The organism is Brachybacterium sp. AOP42-C2-15 (assembly GCF_052377065.1).
In the GTDB taxonomy this organism is placed as follows: domain Bacteria; phylum Actinomycetota; class Actinomycetes; order Actinomycetales; family Dermabacteraceae; genus Brachybacterium.
Genome location: NZ_JBQSWK010000111.1, coordinates 1 through 1,088, shown reverse-complemented (window position 1 = coordinate 1,088; position 1,088 = coordinate 1). Strand labels below are relative to the sequence as shown.

At 63.0% G+C, this 1,088-nt stretch carries 2 protein-coding genes; one reads left to right on the top strand and one right to left on the bottom strand.

All coding sequences use genetic code 11. The annotated features are described in order from the left end of the window. Positions 1 to 454: DUF6270 domain-containing protein (locus ACT3SQ_RS19255; protein ID WP_444601621.1), on the top strand; the 454-nt coding region annotated here is incomplete at its 5' end. Positions 455 to 477: 23 nt separating this feature from the next. Here ACT3SQ_RS19255 and ACT3SQ_RS19250 read toward each other — a convergent pair. Beyond that, positions 478 to 1,088 (bottom strand): hypothetical protein (locus ACT3SQ_RS19250; protein WP_444601620.1); only part of this gene is annotated, 611 nt, incomplete at its 5' end.

The following is a 1,088-nucleotide window of genomic DNA, read 5'->3' as shown; positions in this document are numbered from 1 at the left end:
AAGCGGCGTGGTCGACTTCGGGAACGGCACCTACGCCACGAAGCTCAGCGAGTTCTGGGGGGGGTCGGGTGGTCGCGAGGTGTCACGGGACGCAACTCAGATCGACTTCGGCACCGAGCAGCACCTCGCGCTCTGGTCTGCGGGAGCCGAGCGGCTCCTCGACGCATTGAGGACAAAGGGACTACTCGAGAAAACTCTCGTCGTCCGCACCAACTGGGCCACCCATTACGACACCGGTGAGGAGCTGGAGGTCCCCGGGTGGATGCTGCAGCCCAGCGTCGCGAACGAGTATTTCGCGAGGTACTTCGCCGTCCTCGCCGACGCCGGCGTGGGCACTGCAGAGTTGCCCGCCAACCTCGCCCAGACGTCCCGGAGCCACCAATGGGGCCCGAGCCCTTATCACTACCGGAACGAGGCCTACGAGTTCCTGGCTGATCTCCTGCGCAGACGGTAACCACAGCTATCGTGCGATCTACGTCAGAGCTCCCGGAGACGCCGAAGACCGCTCTCAAGATCAACGTCCGGCTCGATAGCAAGATGAAGCGCGTTCTCGATGATCTCCCTGCGTGGGGCCCGATGTCCCTCGGAGAACGGTCCGACTGCCATCAACGTCGAGTTCTGTCCGTACAACCCGTCCCCGAGATCCCTGAATCCGTTACGGAACCGGTATGGTTCCGCGTGGCGTTCAAGATGGTGATCGGACGAGTTCTGAAGATAGACGAGCTTCGCGATCCGGTCGGCCGGACCCACCATGGACTCGATACCGGCCTGAGAGAGCTCTCTCCGAGCAGTCGCCAGATCAATAGGCTCCACGGCGTGCCTGTCCAGCCCTTCTCGAGCTCCCCACCGCGGGTCATCGAGCACCGCAACCAAGTATTCCCTCACAGCCCACGCACCGTAACGAAGCAAATCGGTCTGAGGATTCCAGACGAACGCAGCGCAGCCCACCACGCTGGAGTAGAACAAAGATGCAAAGCCTCCGGCGGACCCGCCCACCAGAACGATCTCGCGCCCGACCGCTGAGCGAAGGGCCACGAGGAACTGCGGCAGTATCTCCTGGAAGGACCCACTTGCCGGCCCCGTATACC